The sequence below is a fragment of the Candidatus Poriferisocius sp. genome (assembly GCF_965208475.1).
Taxonomy (GTDB): domain Bacteria; phylum Actinomycetota; class Acidimicrobiia; order Acidimicrobiales; family Bin134; genus Poriferisocius.
In genome coordinates, this window is record NZ_OZ242338.1 from 796,279 (window position 1) to 821,057 (window position 24,779).

The 24,779-nt window shown below is 65.6% G+C and carries 24 protein-coding genes and 1 pseudogene; 11 read left to right on the forward strand and 14 right to left on the reverse strand.

Annotation, left to right across the window (positions count from 1 at the left end):
- From ACOGXA_RS03730 to ACOGXA_RS03740, 3 genes are all read left to right on the forward strand, one after another.
- On the forward strand, positions 1 to 789 hold the full coding sequence (locus ACOGXA_RS03730; RefSeq protein WP_419925939.1) for an ABC transporter ATP-binding protein: 789 nt from the start codon (positions 1 to 3) through the stop codon (positions 787 to 789).
- Between the two features lie 70 nt (positions 790 to 859).
- The gene (locus tag ACOGXA_RS03735; RefSeq protein WP_419925940.1) at positions 860 to 1,300 is read left to right on the forward strand and encodes a hypothetical protein; all 441 of its coding nucleotides are present in this window, start codon (positions 860 to 862) and stop codon (positions 1,298 to 1,300) included.
- A 62-nt stretch (positions 1,301 to 1,362) separates the two neighbouring features.
- A complete protein-coding gene (locus ACOGXA_RS03740; protein WP_419925941.1) occupies positions 1,363 to 2,811 on the forward strand; it encodes a DNA-methyltransferase in 1,449 nt (482 codons plus the stop codon).
- Between the two features lie 12 nt (positions 2,812 to 2,823).
- Here the strand turns inward: ACOGXA_RS03740 and ACOGXA_RS03745 are convergent, their stop codons facing one another.
- The 3 genes from ACOGXA_RS03745 to ACOGXA_RS03755 all read right to left on the reverse strand — a co-directional run bounded on the left by ACOGXA_RS03745 (position 2,824) and on the right by ACOGXA_RS03755 (position 6,719).
- Positions 2,824 to 3,780 (reverse strand): ABC transporter permease, encoded by a 957-nt coding sequence (locus ACOGXA_RS03745; RefSeq protein WP_419925942.1) that lies wholly within the window; start codon positions 3,778 to 3,780, stop codon positions 2,824 to 2,826.
- Complete coding sequence (locus ACOGXA_RS03750) at positions 3,767 to 4,543, reverse strand: ABC transporter ATP-binding protein (protein WP_419925943.1); 777 nt, start codon at positions 4,541 to 4,543, stop codon at positions 3,767 to 3,769. The genes ACOGXA_RS03745 and ACOGXA_RS03750 overlap by 14 nt, the downstream gene beginning before the upstream one ends.
- Positions 4,544 to 4,622: 79 nt before the next feature.
- Positions 4,623 to 6,719, reverse strand: a complete 2,097-nt coding sequence (locus ACOGXA_RS03755) for an ABC transporter substrate-binding protein (protein ID WP_419925944.1) — start codon at positions 6,717 to 6,719, stop codon at positions 4,623 to 4,625.
- 147 nt (positions 6,720 to 6,866) lie between these two features.
- Here ACOGXA_RS03755 and ACOGXA_RS03760 point away from each other — a divergent pair, with 147 nt between their 5' ends.
- From ACOGXA_RS03760 to ACOGXA_RS03770, 3 genes are all read left to right on the forward strand, one after another.
- Positions 6,867 to 8,351 carry a sulfatase-like hydrolase/transferase gene (locus tag ACOGXA_RS03760; protein ID WP_419925945.1) on the forward strand — a complete coding sequence of 495 codons (1,485 nt, stop codon included), beginning with the start codon at positions 6,867 to 6,869 and terminating at the stop codon, positions 8,349 to 8,351.
- 563 nt (positions 8,352 to 8,914) lie between these two features.
- On the forward strand, positions 8,915 to 9,364 hold the full coding sequence (locus ACOGXA_RS03765) for a hypothetical protein (RefSeq protein ID WP_419925946.1): 450 nt from the start codon (positions 8,915 to 8,917) through the stop codon (positions 9,362 to 9,364).
- Positions 9,348 to 9,941, forward strand: a complete 594-nt coding sequence (locus ACOGXA_RS03770) for a DUF6036 family nucleotidyltransferase (RefSeq protein WP_419925947.1) — start codon at positions 9,348 to 9,350, stop codon at positions 9,939 to 9,941. Before ACOGXA_RS03765 ends, ACOGXA_RS03770 begins: the two co-directional genes overlap by 17 nt.
- Positions 9,942 to 9,998: 57 nt before the next feature.
- Here ACOGXA_RS03770 and ACOGXA_RS03775 read toward each other — a convergent pair whose 3' ends face one another.
- The 4 genes from ACOGXA_RS03775 to ACOGXA_RS03790 all read right to left on the reverse strand — a co-directional run bounded on the left by ACOGXA_RS03775 (position 9,999) and on the right by ACOGXA_RS03790 (position 15,734).
- Positions 9,999 to 10,391 carry a hypothetical protein gene (locus tag ACOGXA_RS03775; protein ID WP_419925948.1) on the reverse strand — a complete coding sequence of 131 codons (393 nt, stop codon included), beginning with the start codon at positions 10,389 to 10,391 and terminating at the stop codon, positions 9,999 to 10,001.
- A 201-nt stretch (positions 10,392 to 10,592) separates the two neighbouring features.
- Entirely contained in the window at positions 10,593 to 12,917 is a 2,325-nt protein-coding gene (locus tag ACOGXA_RS03780; protein WP_419925949.1) for an arylsulfatase, read from the reverse strand.
- A gap of 32 nt (positions 12,918 to 12,949) precedes the next feature.
- Positions 12,950 to 15,268 carry an arylsulfatase gene (locus ACOGXA_RS03785; protein ID WP_419925950.1) on the reverse strand — a complete coding sequence of 773 codons (2,319 nt, stop codon included), beginning with the start codon at positions 15,266 to 15,268 and terminating at the stop codon, positions 12,950 to 12,952.
- A 226-nt stretch (positions 15,269 to 15,494) separates the two neighbouring features.
- The gene (locus ACOGXA_RS03790) at positions 15,495 to 15,734 is read right to left on the reverse strand and encodes a hypothetical protein (protein WP_419925951.1); all 240 of its coding nucleotides are present in this window, start codon (positions 15,732 to 15,734) and stop codon (positions 15,495 to 15,497) included.
- Between the two features lie 161 nt (positions 15,735 to 15,895).
- Here ACOGXA_RS03790 and ACOGXA_RS03795 point away from each other — a divergent pair, with 161 nt between their 5' ends.
- Together ACOGXA_RS03795 and ACOGXA_RS03800 are read left to right on the forward strand one after the other, a co-directional pair.
- Positions 15,896 to 16,906, forward strand: coding sequence for an NADP-dependent oxidoreductase (locus ACOGXA_RS03795; RefSeq protein WP_419925952.1), 1,011 nt, complete (start codon positions 15,896 to 15,898; stop codon positions 16,904 to 16,906).
- 10 nt (positions 16,907 to 16,916) lie between these two features.
- Positions 16,917 to 17,384, forward strand: coding sequence for a nuclear transport factor 2 family protein (locus tag ACOGXA_RS03800; protein WP_419925953.1), 468 nt, complete (start codon positions 16,917 to 16,919; stop codon positions 17,382 to 17,384).
- On the opposite strand, the gene ACOGXA_RS03805 is transcribed toward ACOGXA_RS03800, so the two are convergent.
- From ACOGXA_RS03805 to ACOGXA_RS03830, 6 genes and pseudogenes are all read right to left on the reverse strand, one after another.
- Positions 17,374 to 18,018, reverse strand: a complete 645-nt coding sequence (locus tag ACOGXA_RS03805; protein ID WP_419925954.1) for a thiamine diphosphokinase — start codon at positions 18,016 to 18,018, stop codon at positions 17,374 to 17,376. The genes ACOGXA_RS03800 and ACOGXA_RS03805 overlap by 11 nt on opposite strands.
- Positions 18,018 to 19,106 carry a hypothetical protein gene (locus ACOGXA_RS03810; protein ID WP_419925955.1) on the reverse strand — a complete coding sequence of 363 codons (1,089 nt, stop codon included), beginning with the start codon at positions 19,104 to 19,106 and terminating at the stop codon, positions 18,018 to 18,020. Before ACOGXA_RS03810 ends, ACOGXA_RS03805 begins: the two co-directional genes overlap by 1 nt.
- Positions 19,107 to 19,340 (reverse strand): annotated as a pseudogene (locus ACOGXA_RS03815) (UGSC family (seleno)protein); the annotation flags it as partial.
- A gap of 12 nt (positions 19,341 to 19,352) precedes the next feature.
- A complete protein-coding gene (locus ACOGXA_RS03820) occupies positions 19,353 to 19,640 on the reverse strand; it encodes a hypothetical protein (RefSeq protein WP_419925956.1) in 288 nt (95 codons plus the stop codon).
- A 47-nt stretch (positions 19,641 to 19,687) separates the two neighbouring features.
- A complete protein-coding gene (locus tag ACOGXA_RS03825; protein ID WP_419925957.1) occupies positions 19,688 to 20,497 on the reverse strand; it encodes an enoyl-CoA hydratase/isomerase family protein in 810 nt (269 codons plus the stop codon).
- Positions 20,498 to 20,513: 16 nt separating this feature from the next.
- Positions 20,514 to 21,323 (reverse strand): DM13 domain-containing protein, encoded by an 810-nt coding sequence (locus tag ACOGXA_RS03830; protein WP_419925958.1) that lies wholly within the window; start codon positions 21,321 to 21,323, stop codon positions 20,514 to 20,516.
- 90 nt (positions 21,324 to 21,413) lie between these two features.
- Between ACOGXA_RS03830 and ACOGXA_RS03835 the strand changes: the two genes are divergently transcribed.
- Entirely contained in the window at positions 21,414 to 22,217 is an 804-nt protein-coding gene (locus ACOGXA_RS03835; protein ID WP_419925959.1) for an enoyl-CoA hydratase/isomerase family protein, read from the forward strand.
- Positions 22,218 to 22,328: 111 nt separating this feature from the next.
- Complete coding sequence (locus tag ACOGXA_RS03840; protein WP_419925960.1) at positions 22,329 to 22,634, forward strand: AAA family ATPase; 306 nt, start codon at positions 22,329 to 22,331, stop codon at positions 22,632 to 22,634.
- A gap of 16 nt (positions 22,635 to 22,650) precedes the next feature.
- Here ACOGXA_RS03840 and ACOGXA_RS03845 read toward each other — a convergent pair whose 3' ends face one another.
- The gene (locus ACOGXA_RS03845; RefSeq protein ID WP_419925961.1) at positions 22,651 to 23,874 is read right to left on the reverse strand and encodes an ATP-binding protein; all 1,224 of its coding nucleotides are present in this window, start codon (positions 23,872 to 23,874) and stop codon (positions 22,651 to 22,653) included.
- Positions 23,875 to 23,971: 97 nt separating this feature from the next.
- Here ACOGXA_RS03845 and ACOGXA_RS03850 point away from each other — a divergent pair, with 97 nt between their 5' ends.
- The gene (locus tag ACOGXA_RS03850; RefSeq protein ID WP_419925962.1) at positions 23,972 to 24,769 is read left to right on the forward strand and encodes an SDR family oxidoreductase; all 798 of its coding nucleotides are present in this window, start codon (positions 23,972 to 23,974) and stop codon (positions 24,767 to 24,769) included.
- Positions 24,770 to 24,779 lie beyond the last annotated feature (10 nt).

A 24,779-nucleotide genomic window follows, 5' to 3' on the forward strand; every position in this document is an offset into this window, starting at 1 on the left:
ATGACCGAGGTGTTGGCGCTGAGGTTGGCCGGGGTGGGCTTTGCCCGCTACAAGCGGCCCATCTTGGCCGACGTCAACTGGGAAGTAGCCGAGGGCCAGCGCTGGGTGGTGCTGGGGGCCAACGGCAGCGGCAAGACCACGCTGCTGCGGATCGCGGCGCTCTACGAGCACCCGACGGCGGGGACCGTCGAGGTGCTCGGGCAGCGATTGGGCCAGGTTGATGTGCGACGGTTGCGGCACCGGGTGGGCTTCGTGTCGCCTGCGCTGGCCCAGATGCTGCGGCCCCACTTGACGGCGGTCGAGGTGGTGATGACCGCCCGCCACGGCGCGCTGGAACCGTGGTGGCACGACTACACCGACAACGACCGCGAGCGGGCAGAAAAGCTGCTGGAACAGGTGGGCGCGTCCGGGATGGGTGACCGCATCATCGCCACCCTGTCGTCGGGAGAGCGCCAGCGAGTGCAGATCGCCCGCAGCCTGATGGCCGACCCCGGCCTGATACTGCTGGACGAGCCCGCCTCCACCCTGGACTTAGGCGGCCGGGAGATGCTGGTGGGCGACCTCACCGCCCTGGCCAACGACCCCGCCGCCCCTCCCCTGGTGATGGTCACCCACCGCACCGAGGAGATCCCCGCCGGCTTCACCCACGTTCTGTTGCTGCGCAATGGCCAAGTGCTGGCCCAGGGCCCCCTGGAAGATGTGCTCACTTCCGAGTCTCTGTCAGCTTGCTTCGCCCTCCCCCTAGAACTCGAACACCGCCACGGCCGCTGGCACTCCCAAGCCTGTTGACGCTGGTGTTGTCTGTGCTGTTACGCTGGCTTCCACTTCCCCCATGCGCTGAGAACTCCTAGGAGAACTCATGGAACAAGCCATACTCGCCATGCAGGGGATCACCCTCACAATGATCGGGGTCATCGTCACCCTGATGCTCTACCTCGACCGCGGTCGCCGCGCCGACATCGCCCAGCTCCGAACGGACACTAACGAAGGCTTCAAAGAAGCCCGCGCCGACAGAGCGCAAATTCGAACGGAGATGCACAACGGCTTCGCTCAACTCCGCCAAGAGATGCGGGATGGCGACGCCAAGATCTGCCAAGAGATGCGCGGTGGCGACGCCAAAATCAGCGGCGAGATGCGCGATGGCGACGCCAAAATCAGCGACGTGACGAACGACGGCTTCAAGCACGTCCACACACGTTTGGACAAGCTCACCGACATCGTCATGGACCTGTGTCGGAGAGTGGGCCGCCTAGAGGGCCGAGCCGAAGTCTCGGAGCCCGAAACCGACACTTCTCAATAGCGGTGGCGCTTTACCGGGCGGAACTCCCCGAAACTGCCACTACCACGATGTAGTTTCAAGGGGTGGAGTCTTCCCGGCGTCGGCAACCGACGGCCACCTCTCATTTTGGGGCAGGCCGGCGGGAGGGGCATGATGCCTCTGCGTTCTACGACCGGTTTCCAGTTCCAGAGATCAGCGAGGATGACGAGGTTTCCCCCCCAGCCTGCCGCGACCAGCTTTGGGTGGGCGACGCCCGCAAGATGGACGTCTTCGGGCAGGTGGCCGACAACTCAGTGGCACTGGTGGTCACCTCTCCGCCCTATTTCGTGGGCAAGGAGTACGAGGAGGCAGTGGGCAAAGGCCACACTCCCGCCGACTACGTGGACTTCCTCACCATGCTCGAAGAGGTGTTCGCCCAGTGCGTGCGCAAACTGGAGCCCGGAGGGCGTATTGCGGTGAACGTGGCCAACTTGGGGCGCCGCCCATACCGCTCCTTGTCGGCAGACGTGATCGCCATACTCCAAGACCGCCTGGGGCTGCTGCTGAGGGGTGAGGTGATCTGGCAAAAGGCCAAAGGCGCCGGAGGCAGTTGCGCATGGGGCAGCTTCCAGCGCCCGGGCAACCCGGTGCTACGAGACCTCACAGAAAGGGTTGTCATCGCCTCGAAGGGGCGCTTCGACCGGGCGGTGCCCGCCGCCGAGCGTTCCGAGCGTGCCCTGCCGTCAGAGGGTACCGCCTATGTGGATGAGTTCATGGAGGCCACTACCGACGTGTGGGAGATACCCACCGAGTCGGCTAAACGGGTGGGCCATCCTGCGCCGTTCCCGGTGGAGCTGCCCCAGCGGCTGATCGACCTCTACACCTATCGGGGCGATCTGGTGCTCGACCCGTTCATGGGCGCGGGCACCACTGCGGTGGCCGCAGTCCGCACCGAACGCCACTATGTCGGCTTCGACACCGACGCCGACTACATCGCCCTGGCCAAAAAGCGAATCGCCGACGAGCGAGACCGGCTCGAACAGCCCGCCGAAAAGCAGCAGTGGCGAGTTGCCGTCACTCCATCGGCCAGCAGCCCCGAACCAGAGTGGAGCGACGACTTCCAGGTTCGGGCCGGACAACAAGGCCGCAAGGCCCAGGAGATGGCCCGAGAGGTTCTCAAGCAGAGTGGATTCCGCGATATCCGAGAGAAGGTCAGGTTCTCCTGCGGCGTGGAGGTGAACTTCGAGGCCATTGACCAGCAGGGGCAACGGTGGCTGTTCGACGTGTCAGGCGCCTTCACCGTTACCCAGCGGCCTGGGCTGCGCCGCACCGACACCCTGTGGAAGGCGGTGGGCAAGGCCTCGGTGTTGCATTCGTCTGGCGTAACCACCCCGCTGGTGCTGTTGACCACCGACCGGCCAGCGCCCACCAGCTCAGGCCATCGGGCACTCAACGCGGTCACCGGCCCCGACAAGCCGGTTCGCGACGTGATCGGAATGCTTGATCGTGGCGACGTGGCCCGCTTGCGCGACTTGGCCCGCGGTAAAGCCTGATCTAACCGCAACCTACAGCGAGATGACTTGGCCGCCTTGGTGGGAGGATTGCCAGCGGAGGGATTTGCGCTCCGCGAAGCCGATTCCGCCGTTCATTATGAGCGCGATGAGGGCCAGGATGAACACGATGGCGAAGGTGTCGCCGTAGGAGAGTTGGTTGGCCGCGGTGATGAGGCGCTGGCCGAGGCCCCGGCGAGCGGAGAAGATCTCGCCGAACACCACCGCCAGAACCGAGATGACCGCCGACAGCCGCAGCGCGCCGAACACCGCGGGGGTTATGCCGGGCAGCGTGACCTTGGTGAAGAGCTGCCTTTGGGATGCGCCCATGGTGCGGGCCACCATGTCGAGGTCGGGATCGACCAGGGCCACCGCGGCCTGGGTGGGCACCTGCACGATGAAGAAGACGATGATCACGGCCAAGACCACCTTGGAAGTCTCGCCCACGCCGTACACGATCAGGATCAGCGGCAAGAAGGCGATCTTGGGCATGGCGTTGATGATGACGATGAAGGGCCCCACCGCTTTGGAGGCTCTCTGGAAGCGCCCGAGCACGATGCCGACGAGAAGACCAAGAATCGACCCGATGGCGAAGCCGAACAATGCCTCTTTCACCGTGACCCAGAGATCCTGCCAGAAGAGCTTCTCGTGGTAGATCTGGGTGAAGTACTCCCAGGTCTCACCAGGGCTGGCCCGGAACGTCTCGGGCACGTTGGGGAACGGCTGGATGCCGAATACCGAGAACGCGTCCCAGCCATTCCAGACGACCTCGTATTGCCACAGCGCCCAGATCCCAAACAGGATGGCGATCCGCAAGGCCTGCACGGGGATGTCGAGGCGGCGCAAGCGGTATCTCCAAATGGACTCGTGGGGGATCAGCGCCTCCACTTCTTCTTGGCTGAGCGCGTCGGCCAACCTGGTCTGGTTGGCCATGTCGGCTTCCCGGGGCTCGTCGACGTCAGACGATCTCACCGCGCAACTCCTCCCAGATCTTGTGCTCGGTCTCCCGGAAAACCGGGTCGAAGCGGAGTTCGTCGATCACCCGGGGGCGGGCCAGATCAACGATGGTGTCCGACTTGATGCGGCCGGGGCGGGCGGTCATGACCACCACCCGGTCGGCCAAAAGCACGGCCTCTTCGAGGTCGTGGGTGACGAAGATGACCGTCTTGTGGGTCTCGTACCAGATATCCAAAAACTCCGACTGAACGGTGAGCCGGGTCTGGGCGTCGAGGGCGCCGAAGGGCTCGTCCATGAGCCACAAGTCGGGATCGATGGCCAGCGTGCGGGCGATGGCCACCCGCTGGCGCATACCCTGGCTGAGCTGAGAGGGGAATGAGTCGGCGAAACCCTCCAGACGGAGCTTGGCCAGCAATTCCATAGCCCGCTGACGCCGCTCGCTCCGGGGCACGCCCCGGAACTCAAGTCCCAGCTCTACGTTGCGGCGGGCGGTGCGCCACGGGCTCAGCCCCGAGCGAGCCAGCATGTAGCCGATGTCGTCGCTGGGACCGTCGACCCCCCCCCCATGGCGAAGAACCGATCCCCGGGTGGCATTGAGGATTCCGGCCAGCATGTTCAAAATGGTGGTCTTGCCGCAACCGCTCGGCCCCACGACGGCCACGAACTGGCCGGCCGGGATGGCGAGGTCGATGTCTTGGATGGCTAGCACTGGCTCGTCTTTGGGGTTGTCACCCCCGAAGATGAGGGTCACATCCTTCAGTTCGACCGCTGGATTCACAACGCCACCATCTGGGTACCTTTAGTAAACCCTTCTGGCTGGGCGACCTGAACAACCGCCCAGCCAGAAGAAGGGTTGGCTACGGGGAAACCGAGAACTCGCTGAAGTCCTGGGCCTCTTCGAGGATGCCTCGTCCAACCGCGTAGTCCACATTGTTCTGGAGCCGGGCGGGCTGAAGGGCACCGTTGAGCGAGAAGATCCCGACGTTCTTGTTGAGGATGGCCTCGGCCAGCTCGCCCTGCACGTCAAGGAAGTCATCCATTACCTCCAACACCTCAGCACGGTTGGCTGGATTGCGTATCCAGTCCATGGTGTTGCGCATCGTCTGCGCGTAGATGGCCACCGTGTTGCGGTTGTTGTCGAAGAACTCGCGAGATGTGGTGTTTACCAACGACGGCCAGTCCAATTCGCTCGGCCCGTCCCCGCCCCGCAGGGCAAATGGGGAGTATGCGATTCCATCTACTACCCCCTGGCTCAGACCAGGCTCGAAGGTGATGGCCCAGTCCACCTCACCGGACGACAGCGCCGCCAATGTGGTGCCTGACAGGCCGGTGGCGATGTAGGTGGCACCATCGGGATCGAGTCCAGCGGAGTCTATGAGCTGGCGGGCGATCTGCTCTGCGGCCACGCCTCGGGCTACCACGCCCACCCGGGTGCCCTCAAGCGCCTCCATGATGCACTGCCAGTCGCCCTGCTCGCAATCGATCGGGCCGAAGTTGTTGCTGACCAGGATGTCGAAGAAGTGCTTGTCGGCCAACTGCTGGAACATCACAACGTCGAAGCCGGCGTTGCGGATCCCCAGCATGTTGTCGGGGGTGTTGATGACGAACTGGACCTCTCCGGCGATCAGCGCGGCGGCATTGGCGGCACCAGAGGGACACTGGATGAACTCGCCTTCCACCCCGCGCTCCGCCAAGAAGCCCTTGATCACCGAGATGTGGGCGACCATGCCGTTGAAGGAAGCGGCTGTGCATATCCCGACCTTGGTCGTCTCCGGCACCAAGGCCTCGGGCAAGATCACGTCGATGCCGGGGCCTACCGCGAATTCGCCGAATGCCTGGGCCTCTTTGAGGATGCCTCGGCCCACGGCGTAGTTGACGTTGTTGGTGATCCGCACAGGGTCAAGCTCAGCGGTGACGGTCATCGAGCCGATGTTGTTGTCGAATATGTACTGGGCGACGTCGGGTTCGAGGCCTAAGTGGGCGTCCAACTCTTCCAGGACCGCGTCCTGGTTGGCCGGGTCGCGCAACCACGCCATGGATTCGAGGATCGCCGCCCGGTAATTCAAAACGGTATTGGGATTGGCATCCCAATAGGAGCGGGCGGTGATCATCACCGCGGACGGCCAGTCCAGCTCGGTCGGACCATCGCCGCTCCGCAGTCGGAACGGTGCGTAGCCGATGTCATCGAGCTCGGCCCGACTCAAGCCGGGCTCAAACGTGATCGCCCAGTCCACCTCGTCGGACTCCAGCGCGGCCAGCGTCGTGCCCGCCAACCCGGTGGCGATATAGGTGGTGTCGTCGGGGTCGAAACCGGCGGAGTCCAATAGCTGGCGGGCGATCTGCTCGGCGGCCACGCCCCGGGCCACAACGCCCACGCGGGTACCGTTGAGCGCGGCCATGGCGCACTCCCAATCACCCTGGGGACAGTCGATCTCGCCGAAGTTGTTCGACACCACGATGTCGAAGAAGTGGTTGTCGACGGTCTGGGCGAACATCACCACGTCGAAATCGGCGTTGCGGATTTGCAGCATGTTGTCGGGAGTGTTCAGGGCGATGTCAACCTGGCCGGAGACCAGCGCCGCGGCTTGGGCGGAACCGGAGTGGCAGGCCACGAAGTCGATCTCGAAGCCCCGGTTCTCGGCAAAGCCCTGATTGGCCATCACCTTGGCGTAGATCTGCGTGAACGACGGCGCGTCGCACACCGTGACGACGGTGTCCTCGGGCGGGCCGATTTCCCCTATGACAACGGCGTCATCCGTAGGACCATCGCCGGGCTCACCTGATGGATCGTCGCCAGGCTCATCCGATGGCTCATCCCCTCCTCCGGATGGATCGTCGCCAGGCTCATCCGATGGCTCATCCCCCGGTTCATCGGACGGCGCCGATGGGCCGTCGCTGACCCCGGGTTCGTCATCGTCGTTGCCGCAGGCCGTGGCAACCAGCGAGAAAGCCATCAAGATGGCAAGTAGTGAAAACAGCCAAGAACGTTTCATGTATCCCCCTCGGACACGTGCAGGCACGCAGTGTGCAGGCCGATATTTCACCACTAAATGTTCGGAAGCGCAAGAAACTCGGGTAATTGCGCCGCTACGCTCCCCGCAATGTCGGAAACGAAGCCGCCCAACATTCTGCTGCTGGTGTCTGATCAGGAGCGCCAGCGCGACTGGCTTCCCCCTGGAGTGCCGCTGCCGGCCCGCCAGCGCTTGTTGGACCGGTCGCTGGAGTTCCGCCGCCACTACACCCACACCTCGCCGTGCTCGCCGTCTCGGGCCACCCTTTTCACCGGGCTGCACATGGACGAGCACGGGGTGACCGAGAACTCCAGCTATCCCAACAACACCCAGCTCTCCACCGACATCCCCACCCTGGGCACCCGGCTGCGAGAGGCCGGCTATCGAACTGCCTACAAGGGCAAGTGGCACCTCGAAGCCGCCGCCGAGCCCGATATGGAGGCCTACGGCTTTTCTGATTGGACCGGCAACGACATGGCCTTTTGGGGGCTGCCCGGCAGCGGCACCGAGTTCGACGAGCCCATCGCCGCCGACTCCGCCTCCTGGCTGCGCGACCAGAGCGGCGCCACCCAGCCGTGGTTCTTGACGGTGGGGCTGGTGAACCCCCACGACATCATGTGGTTCCCGCTCGACCAGCCCTGGTTCTGGGAGCAAGAGCCCGACTACGTGGCCCAGAGCCGGGAGAAGCTCGACCGGCGCAAGTGGGGCCGGGCCACCAACCTGCCCGCCTTCGCCCATGAGATCGAGCGGTGGTGTACCGAGCTGCCCGAGAACTTCGACGACGACCTGCACACCAAGCCCGAAGTCCACCGCCGCTGGCTGCTGGAGATGGAGCGCAACAGCACACCAGGACCGATGGACCCCGACGACCACGACATCTGGCTGCGCCAGCTCGACTACTACGTGAAGCTGCACCAGCTCAGCGACCAGTGTTTGGCGGTGATTTTGGCCGCGCTGGACGACATCGACCAGTGGGACGACACCGTGGTGGTGTTCACCTCCGACCATGGCGACCAGTGCGGCTCACACGGCCTGCGGTCCAAGGGTCCGTGGAACTACGAGGAGACGATGCGGATCCCGCTGTACCTGTCGGCGCCGGGGCTGACCGCACCGGGCACGGCCACCGAGTCGCTCACCAGCCACACCGATTTGGCCGCCACCATCCTGGAGCTGGCCGGGGTGGACGCAACGGATCTGCCCGGTGAGAGCCTGAGCCCGTTGTTCGACGACCAGTCGGCGGTGATCCGCGACCACATCCTGTTCGCCCAGCGGTGGCCGTGGTACCTGGGAGTGGAGAAAGTGCGCTACGCCTCCTCAGGGGTGTTCGACGGCCGCCACAAGTACTGCCGCTACTACGGCATCGGCGGCGGAGTCAGCAACCTCGGGGTGTCGCTGGGCGACTCAATGCTGTTCGGCCCCGACGCTGACTTCGACGACCACGACCACGAGTGGTACGACCACGACGACGATCCCCACGAGTTGGTGAACCTGGCCAACGACCGCAGCCGGCGCGGCGAGTTGCGGGATCGGTTTGAATCGTTGAAGGCCTTGGAGGCGGCCGAATACCGGAGTTAGCGCATTGGAGTCATGGCCATCCCCTAGTGTGCAGAGGGGCTGGGCCGGTTTGAGGCGTTCCCGTCTTTCTCGTCTAGTGCTGTCGGTGTATCGCGACATAGCGGCGAGCACGAGTATTGCCCTCGGCGCGAACCATGCCTGTACTCGCCAGTTCGTTGAGGAGTAGGCGCGCCGACTGTCGATCCTCGCCCAGCAGTCTGGCGGCTTCAGCGGTTGACAGGCTGCCCCGGCGCGCCAGTTCGTCGAGCACTAGCTCTCGGCGGCGTCTGCCCATCGAGTCCTGGGAAGTTCCGGCGCGCCTCACTATCTCGTCGGAAAGCTCAGTTTGTTTCTCGGTGGTCGTGTTTGGGGTAAGTCCTTCTGAGGAATCGCGGGCGATGCCAGCACCACTAGCCGCGAGGCGACAACTGAGATGACTCCGCTGGGGCCGGCGTGAAACCTCGAGCGGCTTGTCCGCTCCGTGCGGGCAGGTCCGGAAGGCCGAGTTGGAGTCGGTTGCGGCACGGTGTCGGGGGGATTTTGCGGCGGGGCACGGCAGGGGTCGGAGGGTAGTGTTGGAGGTGATGAGTGCTGGTGCGCCGCTCGCACAGGAGTCGTCGGGTCCGTTGCGGCCCCGGCCCTATCTGTTGGCCAAAGAGATTCCACTGCTGATGGCCCAGCCATCGGTGAGGGGAAGGCATCTTCCGTTGCGCCAGTTCGTCAAAGACTGGTTCAGCCCGTTGGCGGACCGCGCTGAGATGGTCGCCGACCCGCCCAGTCCGGGTAGCGATTTGGGCGACGCTGTGCGGATCGCGACCGTGGTGCACGCCCTTTGCGACCAGGGGGCGATGGCGGTACCTTCATGGGTTTACCACTACCGCTTCGACGACGACGACGAGATGCTGATCGCAGAAGTGCCCTGGCACAGCGCATTGGGGGCTTCCGAGCGCCAGGAGGCGCCGGACGCGTGCGCATGGCACAGGTGCTGGTTCGGCAGCGGATTCTTCGAGGTACTCGGTGTCCACGTCAGATGAATTCCTCCCCCACGACGTATTGACCGGCGACCGCCTGCGCCAGTTGTTCGACGAATTGGATGCAGAGCTCGACGCAAAGGGCCCCCGAGTCGAGGTGGTCATCTGCGGGGGCGCCGCTTTGGCGATGGGGTGGGATGACCGCGCCACCCACGACGTCGACGCCCTCGACGAGTTCCCCGCCAGGCTGTCCATTGCCATTGCCACAGTGGCCGCACGCAACGGGCTGAGACCTGACTGGCTCAACCACTCCGCATCCCTGTTCCGCCCACAGGGCCTGCAAACAGAGCCGGTCTATGAGGGCGACAGGCTCAGCGTCGCCGCAGCCACCCGCAAGTATCTCCTCGCCATGAAGGCATACGCGGCCCGCCCCGGCGACATAGCCGACATCGAAATGCTGATGAACGAGCAGAATGTGGACAGCACAGAACTGCTACCGCTCGTCTTGGACGTCTACGGCCCCGAAAGAGCCCACGCCCGCGAGGACGCCATCGTTCTGGTAGCGGAAGCAATCCGCCAAAGGCAATACAGCACAACACACCGCCAAGGCCCCCAACCCGGCATCGACCTAGGACTCTGAACCTCACAACCCCCCACCGCAAGGTCCCAATAAACCTGAGCTTCCCCCCTATTTGAGTTACTCCGGGTTGGGGGCGTCGGGGTCGTCGGGCATGTAGCGCAGCACTTGAGGGGCGATCCACTGTCGGCCGGGAGCGAGGTTCACCCATGACCCGTTCGGGTTCGCCCAATGAGGGCTCACGCCCACCGCGCGGCCAGCGGTGAGCAAGACGGGGTTGAGGGGGTTGCATTTGATGGTTTTGGGGTTGGTCCAGCCGGACCATTTTTGGCCGGTTTGGGCGCGGGCTCTGATTCTGATCGTGTAGGTATGGCCTTCTTGCCTTTGGGCGTGTATTTCGGTGGCGGGGCCTTGGTAGTTGATGGGTTCTTCGCCTTGTTCGGCGCCCGTCGAGGAGGGCGCGACGCGTACCCGTACCCGCTCAGTCTGCTCATGGGCCGACACCGGCGGCACCGAACCTGAGGAAAAAAATGGCCTACACCAGGCAAAACACCGAGAACCGGGGCTCGGAGCGCTGAGACCAACCCAACCCGGCCAACCGCCCGAACGAGCATGAACCCACCACCGACGCGCCCGCCCGAACCGGCCGCCGACAGCTCGCCCGGACCGTCCAGCCCGCCCCCGCCCACAACACCCCATCAGCGGGGCGGCGGGCTACTCCAGGGCCATGCCGAATTCGCGGAACTCTTCTAGGAGGACTTCGTCGGCGTCGGGGGCGGGGGGACCGGGGGTATAGGTCACTTGGTGGAGGGTGCCGGTATAGGGGAAGGTGCCGTGGCGCTGGTAGATGTCCCACGAGACCGGGGAGCGCCGATTGATGCCGACGTCGATGCCCTGCCAGGGCAAAAAGCCGATCATCTGCGGGATGCCGGAGAGGGTGGATCCGACCTGGCCGTCGGCGCCCACTGAGGCGTTCCAGATGCGCCCGCCGGGGGCTTGGACGTCGAGCACTATCTGCCGGCACTCCCCCGACAGGCCCATGGGATCGGCGGTCAGGTACCGACCGGAGCTGTTGACCACGAAACACAAGGCGTCGTTCTCGATGTAGAGCACATAGCCCGACGCCTGGCTGCCGTGGGCCACCAGCACGCCCTGGTCGCCGGGGCGGTGATGCAGGTCGACGGTGACGGTGAAGTTGCCGCCGGCGATGAGCCGGGACGACCGCAATCGCTCCACGGTGGGCGATCCGGGGAGAATCCGCAGTTCGCGGGTGAGCTTGGCGTGTTCGGGGGGCTTCAACGTGCGGAACAGCCCAGAGGCCTCGTCGAGCGGGAAAACCCGGTTGCGCCAGGCGGCCTCCTCCCAGGCCTGCACCAGCTCGTCCAGTTTCTCGGGCTCGGCGTCGGCCAGGTCGTTTCGCTCGTTGAAATCGTCGGCCAGGTTGAACAGCTCCCAGCGATCGGAGCTGAACGGGGTGTGATGCTCGTGGAAAATGGCCGCCGACCAGCCGTCTCGATAGATGCCCCGGTGGCCGATGCACTCGATGTACTGCTCGGTGTGATCGGAGGGGGCGCTGGGATCGTCCAGGGAGGCGGCAAACGACACCCCGTCGGGAGCGTCGGAAGCCTGCCCGTGGCGCTCGGTGGGGACGTTGAGGCCGAGCAGGTCGGCCAGGGTGGGCATGAGATCGGTGATGTGGGTGTACTGGGGGCGCAGCTCCCCGCCGATCGCCTCGGTGCGGGCCGGCCACGACAGCACCATGGGCACCGAGTGGCCGCCCCGGTGAGCGGTGATCTTGTAAAGCCTAAAGGGGGTATTGCAGGCCATGGCCCAGCCCCGGGGATAATGGGGCCAGGTGGTGGGACCGCCAATGACGTCGGCCTCGAGGGCCTCAAGTTCGAACTCGCTCACCGGCGGTGAGGGCCTCGCCCCGGTGCCGCTGTGGGTGAAATACGAGGTGCTTCCCTGGGCCCGCCCCTCTCGGGACGCGCCGTTGTCGCTGGTGAACACGAAGATGGTGTTGTCGAGCTGGCCGAGAGCCTCGAGTTCGGCGCTGATGCGGGCCACGCTCTCGTCGATGGACTCCACCATGGCGGCGTACACCTCCATATAGCGGGCCATGACCCGGCGCTCGTCCTCTGAGTAGCTGTCCCACGCCCGCACGTCCTCGTTGGGCTCGGGGTTGCGGGACGGCAGTTGGGCGTCGGGCGGGACGATGCCCAACTCCTTCTGCCGGGCCAGGCGCTCCTCGCGTAGCTGGTCCCAGCCCTTGTCGTAGTTGCCCCGGTGGCGGGCGATGTCGTCGGCCTTGGCGTGCAGCGGGGCGTGGACCGCGCCGTGGGCGTAGTACAAGAAGAGCGGCTTGTCGGGGTCGGTGGTCTTCACGTCGCGGATCATGCGGCAGGCCCGGTCGGTGAGATCGTCGGTGAGGTAGTAGCCCTCGGGATACTCGTCTACGTGGACGGGGTTGTTGCCCTCATACAGCTGATGGGGGAAGTGGAAGTCGGTGAGGGCTTCCAAGAACCCGTAGTATTGGTCGAAGCCCCGCTGCAATGGCCACGAGTGCGTGTCGCCGGCCACCGAGAGGTCGGATTCCAAACACAGATGCCACTTGCCCACCGCCATGGTGGCGTAGCCGTTGTCCCGCAACATCTCGGCCAGCGTCGACTGGTTGTGGGGCAGCTCGCCGGCGTAGCCGGGAAAACCGGGGTTGGCGTTGGCCACAAACCCCATCCCGGCATGATGGGAGTTGAGCCCGGTCAGCAGCGCCGCCCTGGTGGGCGAGCACAGCGGGGTGACGTGGAAATTGGTGTAGCGGACCCCGGTGGCGGCCAACTCGTCGATGGCCGGGGTGGGTATCTCCGAGCCGAAACAGCCCAGATCGGAAAAGCCCAGATCGTCGGCCAGCACGATCACGACGTTGGGAGCATCGGCCGGCGCTGTGGGGCGGGGCGGCCACCACGACTCTGAAGTGGCGATGATCTTCCCGATCTTCCCCCCGAACCCCGGATAATGCTCCTGCTGGCGCTGATCAGTCATCGATTCTCCTTGGTCGTTTGCGAGAGTAGGGGCTATTCCAAACCCATTCCGATTTCGCGGAGTTCGGCTAGGCGGGCTTCTTCGGTGTCGGGAGCGGGGGGGCCGGGGGTGTAGGTCACTTGGTGGAGGGTGCCGGTGTAGGGGAAGGAGCCGTGGCGCTGGTGGAGCTGCCATGACACCGGGGAGCGGCGGTCGACACCCACGTCGATTCCCTCCCAGGGGATGAAGCCGTAGATCTGGGGAATGTTCGACGCAGCGATGCCGGTGCGGCCGTCGGCGCTCACGGTGATGTTCCAGATGCGCCCGCCGGGGGCGGCGACGTCCAGGATGATCTGGCGGCACTCGCCCGGCAGGTCCATGGGGTCGAACACCATGGGCTGGCCGCCGCTGTTCACCTCGAAGTGCAGTGCGCCGTCTTCGATGTAGAGCACATAGCCCGAGGCCTGCCCGCCGTGGGCCACCAGTACGCCCTGGTCGCCGGGGCGGTGGTGCAGATCGACGGTGACGGTGAAGTTGCCGCCGGCGATGACCCGAGATGCCCGGTAGCGCTCCACGGTGGGGGTGCCGGGCAGGATTCGCAGTTCACGGGTGAGCAGCTCATGCTCAGCGGGCCGCAACAGGCGGTAAAGGCCGGTGCCCTCGTCGAGGGGGAAGACCCGGTTGCGCCAGGCGGCCTCATCCCAGGCCTGCACCAGCTCGGCCAGCTTCTCGGGCTCGGCATCGGCCAGGTCGATCCGCTCGTTGAGGTCTTCGGTCAGGTTGAACAGCTCCCACCGGTCGGTGCTGAACGGGGCCATGAACTCGTGGAAGGCGGCCGCCGCCCAACCGTCGCGGTAATAGGCCCGGTGGCCGATGCACTCGTAGTACTGCTCGGTGTGGTCGGAGGGGGCATCGGGATCATCCAGCGTGGCGGCGAACGACACCCCGTCGGGGGCCTCGGAGGCCAGCCCGTGGCGCTCGGTGGGGATGTCCATACCCAACAGCTCAGACAAAGTGGGCAGCAGGTCGATGATGTGGGTGTACTGGTTGCGCAGCTCCCCGCCATTCACCGCGGTGCGGGCTGGCCACGACAGCACGAACGGCACCGAGTGGCCACCCCGATAGGAGGTGATCTTGTACAGCCGGAAGGGGGTATTGCAGGCCATGGCCCAGCCCCGGGGGTAGTGGGGCCAGGTGGTGGGGCCGCCGATGGCGTCGAGGGCGTTCATCTCCTCTTCGCCCACCTCCGCCGAAGACATCGCTCCGGGGTTGCTGTAGGTGAAGTACGAGGTGGTTCCCTGGGCCCGGCCCTCTCGGGATGCGCCGTTGTCGCTGGTGAACACGAAGATGGTGTTGTCGAGCTGGCCGATGGCGTTTAGCTCGGCTCGGATGCGGGCCACGCTGTCGTCGATGGACTCCACCATGGCGGCGTACACCTCCATGTAGCGGGCCATGACCCGGCGCTCGCCCTCCGAGTAGCTGTCCCAGGCCCGCACGTCCTCGTCGGGCTCGAAGTTCCGGGGCGGCAGCTCGGTGTCTGGCGGAACCACTCCGAGTTCGATCTGGCGGGCCAAGCGCTCTTCGCGGAGTTGGTCCCAGCCCTTGTCGTAGTGGCCCCGGTGGCGGGCGATGTTGTCGGCCTTGGCGTGCAGCGGGGCGTGGACCGCACCGTGGGCGTAGTACATGAAGAACGGCTTGTCCTGGTCGGTGGCCTTGACCTCTCTGATCATGCGGCAGGCCCGGTCGGTCAGGTCGTCGGTGAGGTAATAGCCCTCGGGATACTCGGCGATGTCGATGGGGCTGTTGCCCTCGTACATCTGGTGGGGGTGGTGGAAGTTGGTGAGGGCCTCGAGGAATCCGTAGAACTGGTCGAAGCCCCGCTGGAGCGGCCATGAATGGGTATCGCCGGCGATCGACAAGTCGGTTTCCTTGCACAGGTGCCACTTGCCCACCGCCATGGTGGCGTAGCCGCTGGCCTTGAGCATCTCGGCCAGCGTCGACTGGTTGGGAGGCAGCTCACCGGCATAGCCGGGGAAACCGGGATCGGCGTTGGCCACGAACCCCACGCCCACATGATGGGAGTTGAGCCCGGTCAACAGCGCGGCCCGGGTGGGCGAGCACAGCGGGGTGACGTGGAAGTTGGTGTAGCGGACCCCGGTGGCGGCCAACTCGTCGATGGCCGGGGTGGCGATCTCCGAGCCGTAGCAGCTCACGTCGGAGTAGCCCAGATCGTCGGCCAGCACGACAACGACGTTGGGAGCACCATCCGGCGCAGTGGGGCGGGGCGGCCACCACGACTCGGAGGTGGCCATGATCTTGCCCACTGTCCCTTCGAACCCGGGATAGTGCTCCTGCTGGCGCTGATCGGTCATCGGTGCTCCTTGCGGTCTGCCGCCGACACAATACGGCACCCGTCGATGCACCATCTTCCGGGGGTATTTGACCGTTCAATGTGCCAGGTATCTGCTGAGGTGGGTTGTTGCTTACTCTGGGGCCCCGCGCTCCCCAGGTTCCTGCCCGCCGTTCTCGCCGCCCTGATCCCAACCTCTCACCCTACAAAACCGCGCAGGCTCGAAAAATTGGTGAAAGGTCTATCGGTCAGCCCCAGAGGCCGGCGATGGGGACAGCTTCGATGCCCTCCCCTAGCGGGCTGCGACAGCGACCCGTGGTGCTGTCGAACTCACCGAGATCGCGGGTTGTCGCCACCTGGACGTAGCTGCGCATCCACCGGGAACGCCTGTCGGCACTTGAGGCCGCTACTGCGGCTGGAAACCCTCCGGCTAGAGCGATTTGCAGATGTCCCAGAATGTCGAGGGGATCCTCGGGAACCGCACTCATTCATATACGATTTTGCATACTAGTTTATATACAATTTCGTGAGGACTTGTTACCCATTAGCCATTCCGATGTCAAAACTTGGGTGCTCCCTTTTGCGACATCCGACCCGTGAGGGTACAGACAACGCCGTATGGTGTGCCGGCGATGGCGAGGAGAACGACATGAGCAGCGAGCGAAACCGGCGGTGGATATTGCGGGGTCGGCCGGAGGGTGACATCACCGCAGGGGACATGGAGTTGACGGAGCTTGCGGTGGCCAGGCCGGGTGAGGGCCAGTTGCTGGTGCGCAACGCCTTTCTGTCGATGGACCCCACCCATCGGATCTGGATGAGCGATATCGACGCCTATATGCCCCCGATCGAGGTGGGCGACCCCATGCGGGGGCGGACGTGGGGCACGGTGGTCGAATCCCGCCATCCGGAGTTCCAGGCCGGCGACGTGGTCACCGGCGGGCTTATCTGGGAGGAATACTCGGTGCTGGACCGGGCCGAGCGCATCCCCATGGAGCTGGGGTTGCCGCTGGAGGCGTTCACAGGCGTGCTCGGCCCCACCGGAATGACCGCCTACTGGGGTCTGCTGGATGTGGGCGAGCCCCGGCCGGGCGAGACCATGGTGGTTTCGGCCGCCGCGGGGGCCACCGGCTCGGTGGCGGGACAGATCGGCAAGATCTCAGGCTGCCGGGTGGTGGGGGTGGCCGGCGGGCCGGAGAAGTGCCGGTTCGTGACCGAGGAGTTGGGCTTCGACGCCTGCGTGGACCATCGGGCCGGCAACCTCGACGAGCAGTTCCGGGAGGCGTGCCCCGATGGGATCGACGTGGACTTCGAGAACGTGGGCGGCGACGTGATGGACGCCGTTATGGGCCAGGTCAACCACCATGCCCGGGTGGTGCTTTGCGGGCTTATCTCCACCTACAACGCCAAGGGCGACTGGTGGTCGCCCCGGCTGTTCCGCAATATCTTGTTCCGCCGGGTGAGAGTGCAGGGAATCATCATCACCGACTATTTCCACCGCTTCGGTGAAGCCCTGCCCATCTTGGCCCAGTGGGTCCACGACGGCCGCATCCGCTACCAGGTGGACGTGGTGGACGGCATCGAGAACGTGCCCCAGGCGCTGGTTCGGCTCTTCGATGGCCGCAACATCGGCAAGCAGCTTGTGAGAGTTTCGGCCCACTAGCGTGCCAGCCATGACTCCTGAGGATTTGGTTGAGATTGAGGCCATTCGCCAGCTCAAGGCCCGGTATTTCCGGTTCATGGACCAGAAGCGGTGGGATGAGTGGGAAGACGTGTTCTGCGACGACGTGGTGATCTCCACCCCCGACGACACAGATGAGGACTCCGACATCCACGGCAACAGGGCCTTCCGGGTGTACCTGGAGCCCATCTTGGCCCCCATCATCACCACCCACCACGGCCACATGAGCGAGATCAGCATCGACGGGCCGAATACCGCCTCTGCGGTGTGGTCGATGGAGGACCACCTGGACTGGCCGCCGGAGAGCGGTGTGGGCCAGATATGGGGCACGGGCTGGTACGAGGAGACCTACCGCAAATGCGACGACGGCCAGTGGCGGATCGCCTCGCTCCTGTTGCGGCGGCAGCGGGTGGAGGTTGAGGGGAATCGGGTGTTCCCGGCGGAGCGGCCTACGGGATAACTGCCAAAACCACGCCTTCGGAAACGGAAAGCTCAGGTGAGGGGTTGGTGGCGCGGTTGCTTACTCCTCGGCTGGTGAGGGGGTCTAGGAGCTCGTCGGTTAAGGGCCAGGCGAGGCCGGTGGTCGTTACTCGCGCCGGGCCGCCCACGGCGAACAATGACACAGTGGCACCGGGCTCCACGTCCAAAACCCGATGGCTGTGAGCTACCACGGCTAGGGCGTTGCCCAGCCAGGCTTCGATGTTGACTCCGGACCATTGTGGGGAAGACAGCACGGTTAGGTTGCCGATCAGGTGGTCTAGGCGGCCGCCGGCGGCGCCGATGACGATGATCTGGTCGGCGAGGCGGGTGGCTAGTTCGAGGGCTAGCTCCAGGTCGGTTTGGTCTTTGTCGGCGGGGTGGCGCTCTATGCGGGTTCCGGACTGTTCGGCGACAGCCAGGGCTTCGGGTGATACGGAGTCCATATCGCCCACTGCTACTGCCGGCGTCAGTCCGGCGGCTAGGGCGTGGTCTAGGCCGGCATCAGCGGCCACCACTACGGGGTCGGCGGGGAGGCGGGCGATCTCTTCGGGGGTTGGGGGGTCGCCGCCGGCCACCACGACCACGGTGACTGCTGTCGACTCGGGCTCGGGCATCAGAAGGGGCGGGTGATGGCCCGGGTGGGGCCGAAGTTGTGGAGGCCGCCGGCGTGGAGGTTGCCGAGGCCGCCGGCGCACATCACGATCACGTCGGAGGGCTGCTCCACGATGTAGGCGGTGCCGTCGGGGCTGATCCGGTCGCGCTCGGCCAGCCACTCCCGGTGGGTCTCGGGGAACCGGTCCTCCTGGTGGCCGGCGTTTCGCCACAGGGCCTCTTGCACGTCTTCGATGGAGGGGAAGGCGGCGGCCAGCATGTCGGCCCAGGGCGGGGGCACCACCACCATGACCTCGGCCCCCCAATGGGAGATGTAGGCATTGGTGCCCACATAGGCCAGCGACTGGCCGATGACCCAGGCCAGCGAGCGGCCGTCGTCGGCCGCGATGTCGGCGATGTCCATGGTGCCGATGGTGCCGTAGACGGTGACCGCGTTGCCGCCCACCCCCCGGCGCTCGGCCAGCGGTGGCCACGGGGAGCGCTCCTCCCACTCCCCCATCACCAAACCCACCACCCGAGCGGGCTGGCCCAGCACGCACTTGGAGGTCTCCCCGGCCACTTGGCCGCCGACGTTGCGCATGACCAGCCGGATGGCCCGCCCGATAGCCGGACCGGCCCCGGCCGCGCCGCCGAAGCACCCGGCCTGATAGGGCAGATCCAGCCGGTCGCGGGCCGGTCCGTTCACGAACAGGCAGGGCACCACCGAGCTGGTGGTGGTGTTGAGGGCGAAAAGGTCGAACGGGCGCTCGGCCATGGCCTCCAGCGCGGCCATCATCAAGGGCATGGCCTCGGGGGCGGCCCCGGCCATGCAGGCGTTGACGGCCAGCTTCTCCACCGTACACCAGGCGTTGGCCGGCGGCACCTCCAACAGCACCGAGCCTGCCGGGCGGCCGGCGGCGGCAGTGAACTGGGCCACCCGCTCGGGAGTGGGCGGGATCAACGGGAGGCCGTCGCCCCAGCCCCGAGCCGTGGCCCAGGCCATGAACTCCACGGGGTCGTCTGGGGCCTCGACCCGCCCGTGAGGCACCTCGACCTGCCCATCGGGGGCCTCGACCCGCCCGTCGGGAATGGCGTCGCCGTCAGGGGCCATCTACGCAGGCACTCCCAGCGAATCCAGCAGCGATGGCCAGAAATCGCGGGCGATCTGGCGCACTTCCGGCTCGGGACGGGTGTCCAGCGGGTAGGGCAAAACGCACTGGCGCAGGCCGGGCCGCTCCAGGTTGCGGGCCATGATCTCGGCCAGCGGCACGAACTCCTCGGTTACGACGGCGACCGCCGTCTTGTCTTGGACCGCCACTGCAACTGCGTCGTGGACGGTCCAAGACGTGCAGCTGCCTCAATTGCCCAACCCGACGATGGCGATGTCCACATCGGTGGCGAAGTTCTCCAACTCCACCAGCACGGCGTCCTCGAGCTTCACGTCCTGGCGGGACTCCGAGCACCACGGCACCACCTCGGCCCCCGCCGCCTCCAGCTTGCGGGTCCATTCATCGACAGTCCACAAAAAGGAGCGCCAAGTGAGGTCGTAGCGGATGCCCACTCGCTTGCCGGTCAGGGGACCGGCATCAGGCCCCCTATCCGGATCGGTAGCCAGTGGAGCAGCCGTCGGATCCAATACCAACATGGGTGCAGACTACCGGCCAGTTCTGCTGAAGCCGGATTGGGCAGTGCTTACCGGCCGGTGAAATCGGGGGGACGGCCCTCTTGGCGGGATTCGGCCCACTCCCGGAAGTCGGCTGAGCGGGACGACAACTCCATGGCGAACGCCTCGTCGCCCAGGTGGGCCTCCAGGCTGCGCCCCGCGCTGCGGTGTACGAGGGTCTTGGCCAGACCGACGGCCACGGTGGCCGAGGAGGCCAATCTGGTGGCCAAGACGGCAGCTTCGGCATCGACTTGACCGGCAGGCAACGCCTGGTGGATGAGGCCCCATTCGGCCGCCTCGGCCCCTGAGACCTCCTCTCCCAACATCAGCATTCGCTTAGCCCAGACCACACCGGCCAGCCGGGGCAGCAGCCACGACGTGCCGCTGTCGGGGGTGATGCCCATGGCCGTGAACGGGGCCCTCAGCCGGGCATCGTCGGCAACCACCGCGAAGTCGGAGGCCAGCACCAGGCTGAGGCCCAGCCCCACGGCCCAGCCCCTCGCCGCGCACACTATGGGGACCTGCACCTCCAGCATCACCGGGATGAGCCGATTCACCAGATAGGGCATACGCCGGGAGATGCTGCCCGGCCGAGGCCGGGAACCGCTTCCAGCCCGACCCGCTAGGTCGAAGCCGCTGCAAAAGTTGTCGCCTACGGCGTTGAGCAGAACGGCCCGGATCTCCTCGTCGGCGCTGGCCGCCTCCAAGGTGTCGATCAGGGCCAGCACGATGTCGTCGGTCAGCGAGTTGCGCCGCTGCGGCCGATCGAGGGTGAGGGTCAAAATCGGCGGCGCCGAGACCACTTGCAGCCCTTCGGGCGGCGTCGGATAGGGCTTCATGCCCGGCCCAGGCTAATCAGCTGGCGACGAGATCGGCGGCACCGAATATCACCGAGAACCTCACGCACCAGATCACCACGGTGGAGTAGACGTCGAGGTCGAGGTCGCGGGGGATCTCGTAGTTCTGCGAGCCCACGTTGCCCTTCAAGTCGCCGAGGTCCACAAAGTCGTCGTCGAACTGTCCGGCGGGGGCGTCCGGGGGAGCCGCGCTCAGGTAGACGTTCAGATCGGGGCCGTTGTCGGTTCTGAAGTCCTCGAACCGCAGGAACCTCTGGCCGGTGCCATCGCCCAGCACATCCACCTGTCCCTGAGTGGGGTGGCTGCGTCTGATGAACTCGCCGGATGCCTCCACCCTCACCTGGGGCATGTCCGGCATCGTCTCGGTTACCGGTTGCTCCTCGGGCATGCCGAGTTCCTCCATGGCTTCGTCCATCTCGGCGACTAGCTCTTCCGACAATTCGTCGCCCGGCATGGGACCAGCGGCCGTCGTTGGCGCGGCAGTGGCGGGCTCAGAGGCAGTGGTCGTCGCCCCCGAATCGGGGGCACCGGAGTCGCCCGCCGTCGGCTGAGGAGCGGCGGGTTCGGTCGCGGTCGGCGTGGTCGCGTCCGGCTCAGCAAGCGGGGTGTCAGCCGCCGCACCGCTGTCGAACACCGGGCCTGCCTCATCCACTTTGTCGTCGATGAAGTAGGTCTGGAATGCGAACCAGAAGAACACCGCCCAGATCAAGAACCCCGACAGGGTCGCAAGCAACACTGCGAGCAGCACCTTGGCCCGGACCGACAACTTCTTCAACCATCCCCACAAGCGAGATATCAACCGTTTCATACCATCCAATGTAGGGGTAAAAGGCCCAAGACACAGGTAGCGACCCCCGACAACCGAGCATTGTCGAACGGGGCGCGACAAACTGGGCGGATGGGCTACGAGACGCTGATCGTGGAGCGCGCGGGCCGAGTGGGGTGGCTGATCAACAACCGGCCCGATCAGCTCAACGCCATGAACTCCCAGATGCGGGAGGAGTTCGCCGAGGCCTGGCTGGAGCTTGACCAAGACCCGGAAGTGCGGGTGATCGTCCACACCGGCGAGGGCCGGGCCTTCCAAACCGGGGTGGATGTGGTGGAGTTGGCCACCGACGGGCAGGGCATGGAGCGCTACCGGGAGTCGGTGGAGAACTTCGATCTGCACTTCACCTCGTGGCACCAAAAGGTGCGCAAGCCGGTGATCACCGCGGTCAACGGCATTTGCTGCGGGGGCGGGTTCCACTGGGTGGCCGACGCCGACATCGTGATCGCCGCCTCCGACGCCCAGTTCTTCGACCCCCATGTGTCGGTGGGCCAGGTGGTGGCTCTCGAGGCCATCGCGCTGTTGAAGAAGATGCCGGCCGAGACGGTGATGCGCATGGCGCTGATGGGGGCCCACGAGCGCATGGGTCCCCAGCGGGCCTACGAGCTGGGCATGATCAGCGAGATCGTCGATCCGCCCGAGCGCCTGCGGGAGCGGGCCGGCGAGATCGCCGAGGCCATCGCCCGCAACTCCCCATCGGCCATGGCCGCCACCAAAAAGGCCCTGTGGGACGCCCTGGAGCACGGCCTCACCGACGCCAGCAAAACCGGTGCCTTCCACATGACCGGCATATGGGGCCACCCCGACCAAGTGGAGGGCCCCGCCGCCTTTGCTGAAAAACGCGAGCCTCGATGGACGCCTTTGGACCCGATTTAGGCCAGATAAGTACCCATCAGGCCCTCAGCAACGCTCGAAGCGGGCGCTGGGCTTTGTTTTGCATGCCAATTCTCGTATTGCATGACAGATTTTCAAGGATAATATGGTCAGATGGCGCTGATTGACCGGCCGCTTGATGCCGGGAACTTGCGTGATGCGGTATCGCGCGCGCCAGTGACGTTGCTTACCGGTCCTCGCCAAGCGGGCAAGTCCACCTTGGCCCGCCAGACCGTCGCATCGTCGCCGCAAGCCTTCTTTGACCTTGAGGACCATCGCGACCTTGCTCGTTTGGCCGAGCCGACCCTGGCGCTGCGCGACGCCGGCCCCCACAGCTTCCCCCTCACCGACCACATCACCGCCATCACCGCCACCGACCTCCTCGCAGCACAAGACCCGCTCGCCGACCACACCAAATAAGAACCATCTCCGAGGGCTACATCACCTTCCACCAGGGGGCGGCGAGCACGTCGGGGGTTAGCCATTCGACGGTGGAGCCGGTGTGGAGCAGCAGGCCTGGGCCGGCCCGGTCGCCGTATTCGGTTCGGAACGCTCGCAGGTGGGCGGCGTCGCTGAGGCGGGGGCGGTCGGTGGCTTTGATCTCGATGGGTAGGAGTCGGTCGGCGGCCTCGATCACCAAGTCCACTTCCTCTCCCGTCCTAGTGCGCCAGTAGAACACGTCGGCCTGGTTGATCCGGGCGTCGCGCCAGGCCAACACGTCGCAGAGCACCAAGTTCTCCAGATGGGCGCCTTCGGGCTCGGCCGACTGGGCCAGGTGCAGGGCTATTCCGGTATCTCCCCAGTACAGCTTGGGCGACTTGACGAGCCTTTTGGTTCGGTTCACCGCGAACGCCGGAAGCCGTACCAGCAGGTACGAGGTCTCCAGCAGGTTGAGGTACCGGTGAGCCGTCGACTGGGACAGAGCGACGTCCCGGCCCAGTTCCACTTGGTTGAGGATCTGGCCCAAGCGGCGGCAGGCGGCCCGCATCAACCTGCGGAAGTTAGGCAGCGACGAAATCGATGAGATGTCTCGCAGGTCGCGCTCCAGGTAGGTTCTCACGTAGCCGTCAAACAAGATGGCCCGCTCCTCCGCCGATCCCAGATGCACCGCCGGCTGGGGAAACCCGCCCCTCCGGCACAAGGCGCGCCAATCCTCGCGGCTGTCAGGCTGGGCAACCACCAGCTCGAGCCATTCATCACCAGAAGTGGCGAGCAGCTCCTCCCAGATCCCGCCCCGACCCAAGCCCATTTGCTCCCGTCGGGTCATCGGCCACAGAGTCAGGTAGCTGGCCCGTCCGGCCAGAGACTCCGAGACCCGGCTCATCAACAGCAGGTTGGCCGAGCCGGTCAGCAAATACTGTCCCGGCTTGCGGTCCTGGTCGATGGCCCGCTTGATCTCATGGAGCATTTCGGGCGCACGTTGCACCTCATCTATCGCCGTCGGCCGGTCGCCACCCACCAAAGCGGAGGGATCGCTGCGGACCATGTCGACCACATCAAGGTCATCGAGGGTGAGATAGCGCCGCGTGCCCGGAATCAGCTCTCGGACGAGAGTGCTCTTGCCCGATTGGCGTGCGCCGGTAACCACCACCGCGGGCATGACCCGCAGCCGAGCGGCCAGACTCGACGTGGCGAGGCGGGGCAAAGCAGTGCCGTCCACAGGAAAATCATATCTATTCATATGGTGAATACAATTTATTCACCAGGAAAATGAAAATATGGAAGGCACCGCAGGAGCCTGCTAAGGATAAGTACTCATGGGAACGATTGTCATCACCGGATCAGCGGGCGGAATCGGCCTGGCCACCAGGGAGCGGCTGGTGCGAGACGGCCATGAGGTGATCGGCGTGGACATACGCGACGCCGAGGTCATCGCCGATCTTTCCACTCCCGAGGGGCGCAACGCGATGATCGGCGCGGTCGCCGCGGCCAGCGGAGGGCGCATCGACGGACTGGTGGCCGGAGCGGGCATCACCGGCCCCGAACCCGAACAGGTGGTGTCGATCAACTACTTCGGCGCGGTGGCCACCGTCGAGGGGCTGCGCCCGCTGCTGGCCCAAGGCACCGACTCTTCGGCAGTGGCCATCAGCTCCAACTCCTGCACAACGCTGGTCGAATTGCCCGATGGACTGGTGGAGGCCTGCCTAGACGACGACGAAGCCCAAGCCCGTGAACTGGCCGGCGCCGATCCGAGCACGGCCTATGCCACCAGCAAGCTGGCCCTGGCCCGCTGGGTTCGGCGCACCGCCACCGGGGGTGAATGGATCGGCTCGGGAATCCGACTGAACGCGGTGGCCCCCGGCCTCATCGACACGCCATTGGTGGCCGAGAACATGGACATGATCATGAACCTGGGCGACGTCTACCCCATCCCCATTGGGCGACCCGGGCGGGCTGCCGAGGTGGCCAACCTGCTGGCCTTCCTTCTGTCCCCCGACGCCAGCCTCTTCTGCGGCTCGGTGGTGTTCATGGACGGCGGCAGCGACGCCGCGCTCAACGCCGACGCCTGGCCCGCAGCCAACACCACCGCCGACCGCTGGCCCATCGGAGACTGACTGCTCCTCG

Bases quoted from the DNA above. Each gene is read 5' to 3' on its own strand.
- ACOGXA_RS03730 (WP_419925939.1), top strand. From the start codon at position 1: ATGACCGAGGTGTTGGCGCTGAGGTTGGCCGGGGTGGGCTTTGCCCGC.
- ACOGXA_RS03735 (WP_419925940.1), top strand. From the start codon at position 860: ATGGAACAAGCCATACTCGCCATGCAGGGGATCACCCTCACAATGATC.
- ACOGXA_RS03755 (WP_419925944.1), bottom strand. From the start codon at position 6,719: ATGGCTTTCTCGCTGGTTGCCACGGCCTGCGGCAACGACGATGACGAA.
- ACOGXA_RS03760 (WP_419925945.1), top strand. From the start codon at position 6,867: ATGTCGGAAACGAAGCCGCCCAACATTCTGCTGCTGGTGTCTGATCAG.
- ACOGXA_RS03765 (WP_419925946.1), top strand. From the start codon at position 8,915: ATGAGTGCTGGTGCGCCGCTCGCACAGGAGTCGTCGGGTCCGTTGCGG.
- ACOGXA_RS03780 (WP_419925949.1), bottom strand. From the start codon at position 12,917: ATGACTGATCAGCGCCAGCAGGAGCATTATCCGGGGTTCGGGGGGAAG.
- ACOGXA_RS03785 (WP_419925950.1), bottom strand. From the start codon at position 15,268: ATGACCGATCAGCGCCAGCAGGAGCACTATCCCGGGTTCGAAGGGACA.
- ACOGXA_RS03790 (WP_419925951.1), bottom strand. From the start codon at position 15,734: ATGAGTGCGGTTCCCGAGGATCCCCTCGACATTCTGGGACATCTGCAA.
- ACOGXA_RS03795 (WP_419925952.1), top strand. From the start codon at position 15,896: ATGAGCAGCGAGCGAAACCGGCGGTGGATATTGCGGGGTCGGCCGGAG.
- ACOGXA_RS03800 (WP_419925953.1), top strand. From the start codon at position 16,917: ATGACTCCTGAGGATTTGGTTGAGATTGAGGCCATTCGCCAGCTCAAG.
- ACOGXA_RS03805 (WP_419925954.1), bottom strand. From the start codon at position 18,018: ATGCCCGAGCCCGAGTCGACAGCAGTCACCGTGGTCGTGGTGGCCGGC.
- ACOGXA_RS03810 (WP_419925955.1), bottom strand. From the start codon at position 19,106: ATGGCCCCTGACGGCGACGCCATTCCCGACGGGCGGGTCGAGGCCCCC.
- ACOGXA_RS03820 (WP_419925956.1), bottom strand. From the start codon at position 19,640: ATGTTGGTATTGGATCCGACGGCTGCTCCACTGGCTACCGATCCGGAT.
- ACOGXA_RS03825 (WP_419925957.1), bottom strand. From the start codon at position 20,497: ATGAAGCCCTATCCGACGCCGCCCGAAGGGCTGCAAGTGGTCTCGGCG.
- ACOGXA_RS03830 (WP_419925958.1), bottom strand. From the start codon at position 21,323: ATGAAACGGTTGATATCTCGCTTGTGGGGATGGTTGAAGAAGTTGTCG.
- ACOGXA_RS03835 (WP_419925959.1), top strand. From the start codon at position 21,414: ATGGGCTACGAGACGCTGATCGTGGAGCGCGCGGGCCGAGTGGGGTGG.
- ACOGXA_RS03840 (WP_419925960.1), top strand. From the start codon at position 22,329: ATGGCGCTGATTGACCGGCCGCTTGATGCCGGGAACTTGCGTGATGCG.
- ACOGXA_RS03850 (WP_419925962.1), top strand. From the start codon at position 23,972: ATGGGAACGATTGTCATCACCGGATCAGCGGGCGGAATCGGCCTGGCC.